The organism is Marmoricola sp. RAF53, assembly GCF_052114005.1.
Lineage (GTDB): Bacteria > Actinomycetota > Actinomycetes > Propionibacteriales > Nocardioidaceae > Marmoricola.
Window position 1 is genome coordinate 1 of the sequence record NZ_JBFRDX010000035.1, and the last position, 12,243, is coordinate 12,243.

The following is a 12,243-nucleotide window of genomic DNA, read 5'->3' on the forward strand; positions in this document are numbered from 1 at the left end:
GGGCGGTGGCGGTGGCGGCCGGGGCGGCCGAGGGCGCGCTCGGGGCCGGGCTGGTGACCGCCGGAGCGGGCGCGGGGGTGTCGTTCGCGGTCGGGGTGGCGGCGACCGGTGCGTCCGGGGTCGCGGCGGTGTCGTCGGAGCCGGTGGCCGGCACCTCGGCGGGGGCCGGCGCGGCCTTCGCCTCCCGGACTGCGGTCGCGGTGACCGCCGGACCGGTCGCCGTGGCCGTGGCGGCGCCCGCCGCGGCCACCGACGGTGCGTCGCCGCCGGTTCCGGTGGCGACCGGGACCGGGGTCACCGGCAGGCCGGGGATCAGCGGCACCAAGTTCATCAGTGCGGCGAGGTCACCGGTCTCGGCCGCTGCCGTCGGGTCCTGGTCCTCGCCGGTGGATGCGTCCTGGGCCACGTCACCGGTCCCGGCCTGGCCGGGCGCGGACTCGCCGTCGACCAGGTGCAGCGCCTGCTGCACCAGGGCCAGGAAGCCGGCCCCGGTCTCGCTCGCGGGAGCGTTGCCGAGGGCCACCGCGCCGCCCGCGGCGGCGAGCAGGTCGGTCGCCGGGGTGCCGGGCACGGACACGGGTCCGGGGGTCACGGGCATGGTGCTCATGAGGCCGCCTTCATCATCGACATGACGTTGCGGACGTACCGCTGCGTCTCGGGGTACGGCGGGACGCCGTTGTACTTGAGGACCGCGCCCGGGCCGGCGTTGTACGCCGCCAGCGCGAGCTCGGTGCTGCCGAACCGCCGGGTCAGGTCGCGCAGCATCCGGGCGGCGCCGTCGACGGCCTGGGCCGGGTCGAACGAGTTCGTCACGCCGAGGCCCTTGGCGGTCCCGGGCATCAGCTGCATCAGGCCCTGGGCCCCGGCCGGGCTGACCGCGCGCGGGTTGTAGCCGGACTCCTGCTTGGCGACCGCGGAGAGGAGCGTCGCGGGCAGGTCGTACTTCGCCGCGGCGGAGCTGAACAGGTTCGCGTACGGCGTCCCGGCGGCGACCCGCGCCGGCGCGGCGCCGCTCACCCGCGATGCCGACGCGACGCCGGAGTCGGGGAGGACCCGGCGGATGTAGTCGGGGGTCGAGGGGACGTCGACGATGCGGACCTTCAGCCCGGTGCGCGGAGCCTCGATCATCTTGCCGTCGCCGATGTAGATCGCGATGTGGTCGGCCCCGCTGTTGCGGCTGGAGTTGTTCCAGGCGATCAGGTCGCCGGGTTGTGCCTGCGCCATGCTCTCGACCTTCCGGCCGCTGCGGGCCTGGTCGGCGGAGAGCCGCGGCAGGTCGTAGCCGAGGGTCTTGTAGACGCTCTGCACCAACCCGGAGCAGTCGACGCCCTTGGTGATGCTCTCGCCGCCCCAGACGTAGGGGAGGCCGAGGTACTTGCGGGCCTCGGCCACGACGGCCGAGCCGCCGGTGCTCGCGCCGCCGGCCGCGGCGGTCGCGCCGGCGCCGTCGAAGGAGCTGTCGGTGCTGCCGCCGACCGCGGCGAGACTCGAGTCCAGCGCGCTGGCGAACTCGCTGGCGCTGGTGGTCCCGGTGCCGGTGGAGGCCGTCGTGGTCGCGCCGCCGGTGTCACCGAGCTGGACCAGCTGGGCCTGGATCTGCGCGATCCGGGCGGTCACGTCGCTGACGCTCATGCGGCACCTCCCTGAACGAGCCGGGCGTCGCGGTCCCGCTGCCAGCGCTGGGCGGCGAGCTCGTCGAGGTCGCGGGCCTCGCGGCGGCGGGCCTCGGCGCGGCGCTCCTCGGCGCGGCGCTCCAGCAGCAGCTCGATGGCCGCGAGCCGGGTGCGGTCCTGGCGCCAGCGCTCCTGGGCCGCCTCGGTGACGGTGCGGCTGGTCTCCCAGGCGGTCTGGGCCTCCAAGAGCTGGGTGCCGAGGGCGTCCAGGGCGTGGCGCAGGGCCAGGAAGCTGCCGGTGTCGCCGGTGGCGAACGTGTGGGTCTCGGCGATCCGGCGGCGGATCTCGGTCACCCGGATCCCGGCCAGCCGGCGCTCGTTGACGGCCTGCTGGAGGCCGAGGCGGCTGTCCGCCTCGCGGGCGCTGCGGACCCGGAGCACGGCGCGCATGCCGCGGTCCTCCTCACGGGTCGTGGTGCTCATGCGGCGTGACCTCCGTCGATGACGAGGTCGGCGAGCCGGGTCCAGCTCTCCGCGGTGGGCGCGGTGTCGTGGACCGACTGGCGCAGGAACCCGTCGATGTGCGGGAGCAGCGCCAGCGCGCGGTCGGCGTCGGCGTCGGCGCCCGGCACGTAGGCGCCGATCTCGACGAGTTCGCGGACGTTGCGGTGCGCGGCCAGCATCCGGCGCAGGTCGGTCGCGGCCGCCTGCTGCTCACGGCTGGTGACCGCGGAGGTGACCCGGGAGATCGACTCGAGCACGTCGACGCTGGGGAAGTGGCCCGAGGTCGCGAGCCGGCGGGAGAGCACGACGTGCCCGTCGAGGATCGACCGGGCGGTGTCGCCGATCGGGTCCTGCAGGTCGTCGCCCTCGATGAGGACCGTGTAGATCCCGGTGATGCTGCCGGAGGCCGAGGTGCCGGCCCGCTCCAGCAGGCGGGGGAGGAGCGCGAACACGCTGGGCGGGTAGCCGCGGGTGGCCGGCGGCTCGCCGGCCGACAGCCCGAGCTCGCGCTGGGCCATCGCGACCCGGGTCAGGCTGTCCATCATCAGCACGACGTGCTTGCCGGCGTCGCGGAAGGACTCCGCGATCCGGGTGGCGACGAACGCGGCGCGCAGCCGCTCGACCGGCGGGGCGTCGCTGGTGGCGACCACGACGACCGACCGGGCCAGGCCCTCGGGGCCGAGGTCGTTCTCGAGGAACTCCCGGACCTCACGACCGCGCTCGCCGATCATCGCGATCACCGACACCTCGGCGTCGGTGCCGCGGGCGACCATGGAGAGCAGGGTGGACTTGCCGACGCCGGAACCGGCCATCACGCCGATGCGCTGGCCGCGGCCGCAGGGGACCAGGGTGTCGAGCACCCGGACGCCGAGCCCGAGCTGCTGGTTGATCCGCGGGCGGCTCAGCGCGGGCGGCGCCGAGTTCTCCACCGAGACCAGCGGCAGGTGGTCCAGGTCGGGGCCGCCGTCGACCGGCCGGCCGAGTCCGTCGAGGACCCGGCCTCGCAGCTCCTCGCCGACGTGCACCTGCAGCGGGCCGCCGGTGTGCCGGACCAGGTCGCCGGCACGCAGGCCGGTGGTCTCGCCGAGCGGCAGGCAGACCAGGCCGTTCGGGTCAGAGGCCGCGACCTCCACGAGGACCGGGGGCCCGGAGTAGGACCCGGGGTCGATCTCGAGCAGGTCGCCGACGGCGGCGCTCAGCCCGCGCACCCGCAGGTGCAGGCCGACGACCTCGGAGACCCGGCCGAGCCGGAGCGGGCCGGCAGCGCCGAGGGCGCGCTGGCGCAGGTCGAGGGAGAGGGTGCTCACGCGGGGTCCTCCCCGAGTGCGGTCCGGACCCGGTCCAGCGCGGAGTCGATCCTCAGGTCGGTGATGCTGTCGCCGGCCTCGACGAGGGCGTCGCCGCGGTCGAGCCCGTGGTCGCCGACGACGGTGATGCCGCGGGCCTCCAGGACCTCGGCGTGCGCGCCGGCGATCTCGGCGTCGCGCGGGTGCAGCCGCAGCCGGGCCAGGTCGGCGTCCGGCGCGAGCGCCAGCGCCCGCCGTACGGCGTCCAGCGAGGTGCGCTCGTGACCGACGATCGTGCGGACCAGCTCCCAGGCGAGGTGGCTGGCCTGGCGCTCGATCTTCGCGCAGGTGTCGGTGACGGCCTTGCGGAGCTCCTCGGCGGCCAGTTCCAGGGCGGCCAGGGCCTCGGCGTGCTCCTCGGAGCGGCGGGCCTCGCTGATGGCGCGGGCCTGCTCGACGGTGCCGGCCTTCACCTCGGCGGCGGCACGGGCCGCGCGCTGGCCCTCGGCCCACCCGACGGTGTAGCCCTGGGCCCGGGCGGCCTGCTGGGTGTTCTCGGCGAGGACGTTGAGCGCCTCCTCGGTGATCGCGTCGCCGAGGACGCGCTCGCCGCCGAAGCGGGTCCAGGTGCCGCTGCGCAGCTCCGGGACGGGGAGCGGCTTCAGCTCGGCGCGCTCGGGCTCGACGGCCTCGGGCGCCCAGGCGATCTCAGACCACGAACTCATCGTCGCTCCCGCGTCGGACCATGATCTCGCCGCGCTCCTCGAGCTGGCGGATCGTGCGGATGATCGACTGCTGCGCCTCCTCGACCTGGGTGAGGCGGACCGCGCCGAGCAGCTCGACCTCCTCGATGAGGTTCTCGGCCGCGCGCGCCGACAGGTTGCCGGTGATCTTGTCGCGGACCGAGTCGGTGACGCCCTTGAGGGCGAGCGCGAGCTCGTTGCTCTCGACCGAGCGCAGCACCAGCTGCACCGAGCGGTCGTCGAGCGTGACGATGTCCTCGAACATGAACATCCGGCTCTTCACCTCGTCGGCCAGGGCGGCGTCGAGCGCCTCCAGGCCGTCGACGATCTGACGCTCGGTGGAGCGGTCCGACCGGTTGATGATGTTGACCAGCGGGTCGACGCCGCCGACCCGGGACATCTCGGCCGGCTGCAGCAGCATCGAGGAGAGCTTGCGCTCCAGGGTGGCCTCGACGGCGCGGATGATCTCGGGGGAGGTCCGGTCCATCACCGCGATCCGGTGCGCGACCTTGGCCTGCTGCTCCGGCGGCAGGCCGGAGAGCAGCAGCGACGCCTTGTCGGGAGTCATGTGCGCGAGCACCAGCGCGATCACCTGCGGGTGCTCGTCGACGATGAACGAGCGCAGCTGGGCCGGGTCGGCCCGGTGCAGGAACTGGAACGGCATCTGGACGGCGGCGGCCTTGACCCGCTCCATGATCTCGGCGGCCCGGTCCGCGCCCAGCGACTGCACCAGCAGCTGCTCGGCGAAGCTGAGGCCGCCCTGGGCGATGTGCGCCCGAGCGGTCATCATGTCGCGGAACTCGGCCAGCACGGCCTGGGTCTCGGCGGCGCTGATCGACTCCAGCCGGGCGATCTCGCCGGAGATGGCCTCGACCTCGCCGTCGGACAGGTGCGACATCACGTCGGCGGCCTTGTCCCGGCCCATCTGGATGAGCAGGATGGCGGCCTTGCGGACGCCGAGGCTCGCGATCGCTGTACTCATCGGGGCTCCACCAGCCATCCGCGCAGCAGGGCGGCGACGTCCTCGGGCTGGCGCTCGACCAGCGCGGCGAGCTCGTCACGCATCTCGTCGGCCTCGTTCTGCTCAGCGGCCTCCAGGGCCATCACGCCCGGGTTGGCGGCCTCGAGGGCGGCCTCGGCGGCGGCCCGGGCGAGGGCCTCCTGGCGGAGCTGCTCGACGACGTACGACGTGGCCTCGGCGCGGGCCTTGGCGCGCTTGCGGCCCTTGAGCCAGGCGAGCAGCAGGATCAGCGCGATCAGCACGATCAGGCCGCTGTTGCGCAGCAGGGTCATCTGCTTGGCGTGGGCGTCGGCCGCCTTGGCCGCGGCGATGTCGGCCTTGGCGGCCTTCTCGCCGCTGCGGTCGAACGGCATCGTCGAGACGTCGATCGTGTCGCCGCGCTGGCTGTCGATGCCGACGGCGCTGGAGATCAGCGCCTGCACCTGGGCCGGGTCGATGGTCCGCGCGGTGGCGGCGTCCAGGACGACGCCGACGTGCAGGTTGCGGACGCTGCCGGGGGCGGTCTCGCGGTGCTCGACGGTGGTGTCGACCGGGTTGTCCGCGGTCTCGGAGGCCTTCTTGTAGCTCCCGTTGGCGCCGGCGGTGCCGGTGCTGTCCATCTGGCCGTCGGGCCCGACGACGCCGGAGAGCTGGCCGTTCGGGTTGGTGCCGTTGTAGGTCTCGCTCGACTTCGACTCCGACAGCGGCGGGGTGCCCTTGTTGTAGGAGTAGGTCTTCTTCTCGCTGACCGACTTGTCGAAGTCCAGGTTGGCGGTGACCGCGACCGAGGAGTTGCCCGGACCGACCACGCGGTCGAGCATCGACTGGATCTTGGTGTTCATCTCGGCCTGGTAGTCCTGCACCTGCTGGTTCCGGGTGCTGGCCGCCGCGCCGGCGGTGCCGTCGGTGGCCGAGAGCACCCGGCCGTTGGCGTCGGCGATGGTGACCTTCTCCGGGTCCAGGCCGTCGATGCTGGAGGCGACCAGGTTGGTGATCGCCTGCACCTGCTCGGGGCCCAGGGTGGTGCCCGGCTTGGTCGAGATGAGGACCGAGGCGGTGGTCGGGTCCTGCTTGTCGGCGAAGACCTGCTTCTCCGGGATCGCCAGGTGGACGACCGCGGTCTGGACGCCGTTCAGCGCCTCGATGGTCTTGGCGAGCTCGCCCTCCATGGCCCGCTTGAAGCTGGTCTGCTCCTGGAACTTGGAGGTCGACAGGCTGTTCTTGTCGAGCAGCTCGTAGCCGCCGCCCTCGCCGCTGCTGCTCGGCAGGCCCTGGCCGGAGAGGGTGATCCGGGCGGTGTAGACCTTGTCCTTCGGGACCATGATCGTCGAGCCGCCGTTGGTGATCTTGTACGGCGTCCCGGCCGAGTCCAGCTTGTCGATCACCGCGGAGGCGTCGGAGGAGGACAGGTTGCTGTAGAGCGGCGCGTAGCTCGGCGTCGAGGCCCACCGGAACACCATGAAACCGGCGAGCAGCAGGGCCGCGGTGCCGAGCACGGCGACGAGCTTCTGGCCGGTCGTGAAGGCCTGGAAGGTCCGCTGGTAGCGGGTGAAGACGCGGCTGAGGTTGTCCTTCATGATCAGACCTGCATCCGCATGATCTCGTTGAACGCCTCGACGGCCTTGTTGCGGACCGCCACGGTCAGCTGGGTCGTCACCGAGGCCTCGGTCGCGGCGATCGTGTAGTCGTGGATCGCGTTCAGGTCACCGGTCGCGGCCTTGACGGCCAGCTGGTCGGTCTTGTCGGTGACGCCCTCGAGGCGGTCGATGCCGTCGAGCACCATCTTGCCGAAGTCGCTGTCCGCGCCGCCGGTGGCGGTCGGGCCGGCCTGCGCCGAGGTGACCGTGGTGGGGACCAGCGGGGTGAAGCCGCTGATCGCCTCGATTCCCGAAACACTCATCTGATCAACGTCCGATCTGGAGGGCGGAGGTGTACCCGTCCTGGGCTGTCTTGGTCACCTGGACCGAGGCCTGGAAGCCGCGCTGGGCCATCACCAGCTGGCTCATCTGGCTGGCGAGGTCGATCTCCGGCATCCGGACGTTGCCGTCGGCGTCGGCCAGGGCGTTGTCCGGGTCGTTGACGACGCGGCCGTTGGGGTCGGAGAGCGCGACGCCGCCGACGTCGACGCCGCCGTCGGTGCGCGGCCGGGCGAAGAGCATCTGCGCCTGGAAGGCGGTGTCGCTGGTGGCCTTGGCGGTGTTGACGTTCGCGATGTTGTTCGCGAGCGCGTCGAGCCAGGTCTGGTGGAAGCCGAGGCTGCTGTTGGCGATCCGGAGGAGGTCGAAGGCACCCACGAGGTCACGCACCCATCGCGGCGGTCTTGACGAGGTTGAACTTGTCGGCGACCGCGCGGGTGAGCACCTGGTACTGGAACTGGCTCTGGACCGCGGCCATCGTCTCCTTGCGGAGGTCGACGTTGTTGCCGTTCGCGCCGACCGGGGTGTCGGTCGGGGTGGTCGTGATCGTGGTCGCGACCGGGGCGCCGTCGGCGGCGGCGAAGGAGCCGTCCGCGATGGCGGCCTTGAGCTGGGTCTCGAAGTCGACGCTCGTCGCCCGGAAGCCGGGGGTGTCGACGTTCGCGATGTTGTCGGCCACCACACGCTGGCGCGCGGAGACTCCGTCCAGGGCGGTGGCGAGCACCTGGCTGACGGAATCGGACACGGCGAAAGGCACGCGAATCCTCCGGTTGCGCTGGAGTGGTGCCGGTCCGTCGGCGAGGGGGTGAGCGATCCTTGCTCAGGCCTGTCTTCGGCTGTGGCACCGGTCACCTGAAGCGAAAACGGACATTTTGTGCTTAATGACTACGCGGGCCGGGCCCTTGGTCCCGGTGGTGCTGGCCGAACGGGGGAGGGCCGGAAGACGCAGGAGGCGCGGATGCCGCCGCATCCACGCCTCCTGGGGTCTGTCGGTCGGTGGCTCAGGCCACCAGCACGATCGAGAGCCGGCCGGTCCCGTAGCCGCCGACCTCGACGGTCATGTCCTCGCGCCGGCCGAGCGTGAGCGCCCGGGCCATCACGTCCGGCGGCAGCGGGTTGCCGACGTGGTGGACGTCGTAGAGGCGCACGTGGGTGGCGCCGTCGGCGTTGAAGAGCGACGCGGCGATGTTGAGCACCTCGTAGAGGTTCTCGCGCAGGGTGTCGTTGAGGACGCCTTCCTCGATCGCGAGCTCGGCGCCGCCGACCGGGACCAGGCCGATCGCGGCGCCGGCGTACGCCGAGAGCGGCAGGTCGGTCGCGATCAGCGCGGTGACCTGGAGCAGGTCGTCGACGTACACGCCGACGGTGCACGGGGTCTTCGGGGTCGGCGCGAGCGGTGTGCTCGGCGACAGCTGCACCGGCCGGTCGAGCAGCTCGGTGAGCAGGTCGCGCACCTCCTTGGTGACGGGCAGGTGCGACGAGGTCAGCGTGGACATCGCGCTCAGCCCCTCAGGACCGGCGCGAGCGCCTCGTCGAAGGCCTCCGGGGTGAACGGCTTGGCGATCAGGAAGAGCGCGCCGCCGGCCTCGGCGCGGGCGCGCATGTCCGCGGAGCCCTCCGAGGTGACGAAGCCGAACGGGACCGTCGAGCCGCTGCGGCGCAGCGCGTCCAGCAGGTCGATGCCGTTCATCTCGGGCATGTTCCAGTCCGAGAGCACCAGGTCCGGCGACTCGGTGCGGACCTTGTCCAGCGCGTCCTTGCCGTTCTCGGCCTCGACGATGTCGTGGCCGGCGTACCCGGCCTGGCGGAGCGTGCGGATGACGATCTGCCGCATCACCCGGCTGTCGTCGGCGACGAGGATCTTCATGGTGTTTCTCTTCCTAGGGCGAAGGAGTGACGGTGGGGTGGTGGTTCAGGAGCGGTGCACGTGCACGCTGACCAGCAGCGGGCTGCCGGCCCAGGAGGCGTCCAGGCGGCACACCTCGACGGACTCGGAGGACCGGGCCACGCGGCCCGCGGCGACGACCGGGAGCGAGAGCACGCTCGGGCCGGGCATCAGGCTCTTCACGTTGCCGCCGATCATGTTGACCAGCTCGCCGACGGCGTCGGCGACGTCCTCGTCGGGGGTCTGATCGACGGCCAGCATCCGCCGGGTGACCTCTTCGGCCACGCCGGTGGGCAGCTCGACGCTGATCATGCCCTCCCAGGCGCCGGAGACGGTGACCGCGGCGGACCAGCCGGTCTCCAGCAGGCCGGGAACGCCGGGCAGGAGCGGCTCCTCGCTGCCGAGGAAGCTGCCCCACACCTCCTCGACGACCATCTGCACGTCGGTCAGCGAAGGCTCCGCCATGACACTCATTCCGCACCTCGCTTCGCATCGGCGGCGGCCTTCGCGTCATGGCCAGCCATGCTGTGCCGGATCTGCTCGCTCCGCTCGCGGGTCACGCCGCCACCCCGTCCCGGACCAGCCCGAGCAGCTCGAGCTTGTCGACGATCGCGTCCGGCGTGAACGGCTTGATCACGTACTCGTGCGCACCGGCGGCGAGCGCGCGGACGATCTGCCCGTGCTCGCTCTCGGTGGTCACCATCATCAGGGTGACCTCGCGCCACTCCGGGTTCTCCCGGACCTTCGTGACGAACGTGTAGCCGTCCATCACCGGCATGTTCCAGTCGATGAGGCAGAGCGCGGGCACCCGGCCGGCCTCGAAGTGGTCCAGCGCCTCCTGGCCGTTGCCGGCCTCCAGCGTCTCGAAGCCGAGCTCGGTCACGATGCGGCGCAGGATGCTCCGCATCGCGCGCGAGTCGTCGATGATCAGCGCGTGCATGGGTCAGGCTCCCGTCATGGCGGTCGGGTGCCACGCAGCGGGTGCGGACGTGGCGTGAGGGATCGAGGTGGTGCCGGCCGGCCGGTGGACCTGGACGCGGCCCACGGACTCGCGGCCCCAGTGGTCCTCCATGTCCAGCGTCGTCTCCGACGAGCCGAGCAGCAGGAAGCCGTCGGGTGCGACGACCTGGTGGACCCGGCGCAGGATGTCGCGCTTGGTGTCCATGTCGAAGTAGATGAGCACGTTGCGCAGGAAGACGATGTCGAAGGTCGGCAGCAGCGGGAACGCGGTGGCCAGGTTCAGGTGCTGGGTGCGCACCATCCGCTTGAGGTTGTCGGCCACCTCCCACTCGCTCCCGGCGCGGGTGAAGTGCTTGACCAGCATCGGGGCCGGCATGCCGCGGTTCATCTCGACCTGGCTGTAGCGCCCGGCCTTGACCCGCTCCAGCATCGCGGTCGAGACGTCGGTGGCGAGGATCTGCGCGGTCCAGCCCGGCGGCAGGTGTTGGTCGAGCAGCATGGTGAGGCTGTACGCCTCCTGCCCGCTGGAGCACGCCGCCGACCAGATCGAGATGTGCTTCACGTGGCCGCGGTTCGCGATCACCGAGGGCAGCAGCGTGTCGGTGAAGGCCTGGTACGGCGCGTTGTCGCGGAACCAGGACGTCTCGTTGATGGTCAGGGCATCGAGGGCTTTGCGCCGCTCGGCCAGGTCGGTCCCGAGACGGATCACGTAGGAGTCCACGTCCGAGCATCCGGCCTCGCGTGCGAGGGGGAGCAGGCGTGCCTCGACCAGGTATTCCTTGCCCGGGTCGTAGAGCATCGCCGTCTCCCGGCGCACCAGGTCGGAGACGAACGTGAAGCTCGACTGGGAAATCGTCACGGCGGACTCATCGGTCGAGGTCCGCGGTTCCTGAGCAGAAACCTCCAGCGACCCGGAAAGCCTCGAGCGACCCGGATGCCTCAAGCGAACCTGGGCAGTGCCGATAGGAGCGGCGTGATTCGTGTGCTCGTCGTCGACGACTCTGCCCTGGTACGACGCCTGGTGACCACCTCGCTCGGGCTCGACCCGGAGGTCGAGGTCGTCGGCATCGCCGAGAACGGCCAGGTCGCCCTCGAACGTATCGAGGCGCTGCAGCCCGACGCGGTCACCCTCGACATCGAGATGCCGGTCCTGGACGGCCTGGGCGCGCTGGCGGAGATCCGTCGCCGGCACCCGCGGCTGCCGGTGATCATGTTCAGCACGCTCACCGAGAAGGGCGCGACCAAGACTCTGGAGGCGCTCTCGCTGGGTGCCTCCGACTTCGTCACCAAGCCGTCGAACACGACGAGCATGGAGGCGAGCATGACCAGCGTCCGGGAGCAGCTGATCCCGAAGATCAAGGCGCTCACCGCGGTTCGCCGGCTGGCGGCCGCGGCGGCCCCGAGGGTCGCCGTCAGCAAGCCGACCACCGTGCGCCCCGAGGTGCTGCTGGTGGGCTGCTCGACCGGCGGCCCGGACGCGCTGTCCCGGGTGCTGGAGGACCTGCCGGCGGCCCTGCCGGTCCCGGTCCTGGTGGTCCAGCACATGCCGCCGCTGTTCACCGCGATGTTCGCCGAGCGCCTGGACCGGGTCTCGCCGCTCTCGGTACGCGAGGCCACCGACGGCGACGTGCCCCGCGCCGGTGAGGTGCTGGTGGCGCCGGGGGGCCTGCACCTGCGGGTCACCCGCTCGGCCGGCATGGTCCGCGCCGTCCTCGACGACGGTCCCGCGGAGAACTTCTGCAAGCCCGCCGTCGACACCCTCTTCCGGTCCGCCGCCGAGGTCTACGGGGGAGCGGCCGCGGCGTTGATCCTCACCGGCATGGGTCAGGACGGCCTGGTCGGCTGCCAGCTCCTCGCGGGCAAGGGGGCCCGGATCCTGGTCCAGGACGAGGCCACCTCGGTGGTCTGGGGGATGCCGGGCGCGGTCGCGACGGCCGGGCTCGCCCACGACGTGCTGCCGCTGGAGAGCATCGCCGGGAAGCTCGTCGGCCTGCTCACCTGATCGCCCGGCGGGTGTGTTGCACCCGGGAATCCGGGTGCCTGCTCGGCATCATGGACCCGTGGAGATCCTGCTCTGGCTGCTGCCGGCCGTCGTCGTGACCGGCACCGCCATGCTCGTCGCCGGCTGGGCCGGGCGCGAGCGTCCCGAGCGGGAGCCCTCGCAGGCGGAGCAGGACCGGTTCGCCGAAGCGATCCTGCGCCCGCTGCCGAACGCGGCCCGGCCGAGGCCCGGCGCCGACGCGCGGTCGCGTCCGCGGGAACGCAGCACCGGGGTGGCGGTCCGCCGCTCCGGCACCCGACGCTCGGCGTGATTGGGCCTGTTTGAGAGGGTGACC

16 protein-coding genes and 1 pseudogene are annotated in these 12,243 nt (G+C 72.2%); 2 read left to right on the plus strand and 15 right to left on the minus strand.

The window, feature by feature from the left end; translation table 11 throughout:
• The 15 genes and pseudogenes from AB4Y76_RS20145 to AB4Y76_RS20215 all read right to left on the minus strand — a co-directional run.
• A pseudogene (locus AB4Y76_RS20145) lies at window positions 1-607 on the minus strand (hypothetical protein); the annotation flags it as partial.
• On the minus strand, window positions 604-1,632 hold the full coding sequence (locus AB4Y76_RS20150) for a transglycosylase SLT domain-containing protein (RefSeq protein ID WP_441928582.1): 1,029 nt from the start codon (window positions 1,630-1,632) through the stop codon (window positions 604-606). The pseudogene AB4Y76_RS20145 and the gene AB4Y76_RS20150, both read right to left, overlap by 4 nt.
• Entirely contained in the window at window positions 1,629-2,096 is a 468-nt protein-coding gene (locus AB4Y76_RS20155) for a flagellar FliJ family protein (RefSeq protein WP_441928584.1), read from the minus strand. Before AB4Y76_RS20155 ends, AB4Y76_RS20150 begins: the two co-directional genes overlap by 4 nt.
• A complete protein-coding gene (locus AB4Y76_RS20160) occupies window positions 2,093-3,424 on the minus strand; it encodes a FliI/YscN family ATPase (RefSeq protein ID WP_441928586.1) in 1,332 nt (443 codons plus the stop codon). Before AB4Y76_RS20160 ends, AB4Y76_RS20155 begins: the two co-directional genes overlap by 4 nt.
• A complete protein-coding gene (locus AB4Y76_RS20165; protein ID WP_441928588.1) occupies window positions 3,421-4,128 on the minus strand; it encodes a FliH/SctL family protein in 708 nt (235 codons plus the stop codon). Before AB4Y76_RS20165 ends, AB4Y76_RS20160 begins: the two co-directional genes overlap by 4 nt.
• Complete coding sequence (gene fliG, locus AB4Y76_RS20170; protein WP_441928590.1) at window positions 4,112-5,128, minus strand: flagellar motor switch protein FliG; 1,017 nt, start codon at window positions 5,126-5,128, stop codon at window positions 4,112-4,114. The genes AB4Y76_RS20165 and fliG overlap by 17 nt, the downstream gene beginning before the upstream one ends.
• Window positions 5,125-6,723 (minus strand): flagellar basal-body MS-ring/collar protein FliF, encoded by a 1,599-nt coding sequence (gene fliF, locus AB4Y76_RS20175; RefSeq protein ID WP_441928592.1) that lies wholly within the window; start codon window positions 6,721-6,723, stop codon window positions 5,125-5,127. Before fliF ends, fliG begins: the two co-directional genes overlap by 4 nt.
• 2 nt (window positions 6,724-6,725) lie before the next feature.
• Entirely contained in the window at window positions 6,726-7,046 is a 321-nt protein-coding gene (gene fliE / locus AB4Y76_RS20180; RefSeq protein WP_441928594.1) for a flagellar hook-basal body complex protein FliE, read from the minus strand.
• Window positions 7,047-7,050: 4 nt separating this feature from the next.
• A complete protein-coding gene (locus AB4Y76_RS20185) occupies window positions 7,051-7,440 on the minus strand; it encodes a flagellar basal body rod protein FlgC (protein ID WP_441928596.1) in 390 nt (129 codons plus the stop codon).
• Between the two features lie 4 nt (window positions 7,441-7,444).
• Entirely contained in the window at window positions 7,445-7,807 is a 363-nt protein-coding gene (flgB, locus tag AB4Y76_RS20190) for a flagellar basal body rod protein FlgB (RefSeq protein WP_441928598.1), read from the minus strand.
• 256 nt (window positions 7,808-8,063) lie between these two features.
• Window positions 8,064-8,558 (minus strand): hypothetical protein, encoded by a 495-nt coding sequence (locus AB4Y76_RS20195; protein WP_441928600.1) that lies wholly within the window; start codon window positions 8,556-8,558, stop codon window positions 8,064-8,066.
• A gap of 5 nt (window positions 8,559-8,563) precedes the next feature.
• On the minus strand, window positions 8,564-8,929 hold the full coding sequence (locus AB4Y76_RS20200; protein WP_441928601.1) for a response regulator: 366 nt from the start codon (window positions 8,927-8,929) through the stop codon (window positions 8,564-8,566).
• A gap of 45 nt (window positions 8,930-8,974) precedes the next feature.
• The gene (locus AB4Y76_RS20205) at window positions 8,975-9,412 is read right to left on the minus strand and encodes a chemotaxis protein CheX (RefSeq protein WP_441928603.1); all 438 of its coding nucleotides are present in this window, start codon (window positions 9,410-9,412) and stop codon (window positions 8,975-8,977) included.
• A 91-nt stretch (window positions 9,413-9,503) separates the two neighbouring features.
• Window positions 9,504-9,887 carry a response regulator gene (locus AB4Y76_RS20210; RefSeq protein WP_441928605.1) on the minus strand — a complete coding sequence of 128 codons (384 nt, stop codon included), beginning with the start codon at window positions 9,885-9,887 and terminating at the stop codon, window positions 9,504-9,506.
• A gap of 3 nt (window positions 9,888-9,890) precedes the next feature.
• Window positions 9,891-10,766: a CheR family methyltransferase gene (locus AB4Y76_RS20215; RefSeq protein ID WP_441928607.1), complete on the minus strand. Its 876-nt coding sequence runs from the start codon at window positions 10,764-10,766 to the stop codon at window positions 9,891-9,893.
• Window positions 10,767-10,880: 114 nt separating this feature from the next.
• Here AB4Y76_RS20215 and AB4Y76_RS20220 point away from each other — a divergent pair, with 114 nt between their 5' ends.
• A complete protein-coding gene (locus AB4Y76_RS20220) occupies window positions 10,881-11,909 on the plus strand; it encodes a protein-glutamate methylesterase/protein-glutamine glutaminase (RefSeq protein WP_441928609.1) in 1,029 nt (342 codons plus the stop codon).
• A gap of 58 nt (window positions 11,910-11,967) precedes the next feature.
• Window positions 11,968-12,219: a hypothetical protein gene (locus AB4Y76_RS20225; RefSeq protein ID WP_441928611.1), complete on the plus strand. Its 252-nt coding sequence runs from the start codon at window positions 11,968-11,970 to the stop codon at window positions 12,217-12,219.
• Window positions 12,220-12,243: the final 24 nt, after the last annotated feature.

Bases quoted from the DNA above. Each gene is read 5' to 3' on its own strand.
- AB4Y76_RS20150 (WP_441928582.1), bottom strand. From the start codon at position 1,632: ATGAGCGTCAGCGACGTGACCGCCCGGATCGCGCAGATCCAGGCCCAG.
- AB4Y76_RS20155 (WP_441928584.1), bottom strand. From the start codon at position 2,096: ATGAGCACCACGACCCGTGAGGAGGACCGCGGCATGCGCGCCGTGCTC.
- AB4Y76_RS20165 (WP_441928588.1), bottom strand. From the start codon at position 4,128: ATGAGTTCGTGGTCTGAGATCGCCTGGGCGCCCGAGGCCGTCGAGCCC.
- fliG (WP_441928590.1), bottom strand. From the start codon at position 5,128: ATGAGTACAGCGATCGCGAGCCTCGGCGTCCGCAAGGCCGCCATCCTG.
- fliF (WP_441928592.1), bottom strand. From the start codon at position 6,723: ATGAAGGACAACCTCAGCCGCGTCTTCACCCGCTACCAGCGGACCTTC.
- fliE (WP_441928594.1), bottom strand. From the start codon at position 7,046: ATGAGTGTTTCGGGAATCGAGGCGATCAGCGGCTTCACCCCGCTGGTC.
- AB4Y76_RS20195 (WP_441928600.1), bottom strand. From the start codon at position 8,558: ATGTCCACGCTGACCTCGTCGCACCTGCCCGTCACCAAGGAGGTGCGC.
- AB4Y76_RS20200 (WP_441928601.1), bottom strand. From the start codon at position 8,929: ATGAAGATCCTCGTCGCCGACGACAGCCGGGTGATGCGGCAGATCGTC.
- AB4Y76_RS20205 (WP_441928603.1), bottom strand. From the start codon at position 9,412: ATGGCGGAGCCTTCGCTGACCGACGTGCAGATGGTCGTCGAGGAGGTG.
- AB4Y76_RS20210 (WP_441928605.1), bottom strand. From the start codon at position 9,887: ATGCACGCGCTGATCATCGACGACTCGCGCGCGATGCGGAGCATCCTG.